Here is a 518-nt window from a genome sequence, read left to right on the forward strand (position 1 = left end):
GATACTCCTCCTCTTAACTGTACCCTTGCCCATATTGATGGAACCTTTAGTGCTAAAGAGCGTACAAAACAACTTGACTGGTTAAAGGAAGATGCGGGGGAAAATACCTGCCGTGTACTTACCAATGTACGCTGTCTTTCTGAAGGTGTTGATGTTCCTGCTCTTGATGCTGTTCTATTTTTACACCCGCGTAAAAGTCAAATTGAGATTATTCAAGCGATAGGACGCGTCATGCGTCGAGCAGAGGGTAAAAAAAGAGGCTATATCATTCTACCCATTGGGATACCCGCTGACATTCCGCCGGAAATAGCCTTAGAAAACAACAAAAAGTATAATGTCATCTGGCAAGTTCTCAATGCTTTACGTGCCCATGATGACAATTTTAATAAAATAATTCACCATATGCACAAAAAACAAGACGTAAGCGATGCTCTTGAAATCGTTGCTGCTTCTCAAGAACTTGCGTTAGAAGATACGACCACGGTTATTGATGATTTACCTATACGCTCAAAATTAGA

General features: G+C 40.9%; 1 protein-coding gene. It reads left to right on the forward strand.

Features of this window, described 5'->3' with window-relative positions; all coding sequences use genetic code 11:
* Positions 1–518 (forward strand): helicase-related protein (locus ACFIN0_RS10285; RefSeq protein WP_375702504.1); only part of this gene is annotated, 518 nt, incomplete at both ends.

The sequence above is a fragment of the Bartonella sp. AA89HNZF genome, from assembly GCF_042196905.1.
Lineage (GTDB): Bacteria > Pseudomonadota > Alphaproteobacteria > Rhizobiales > Rhizobiaceae > Bartonella.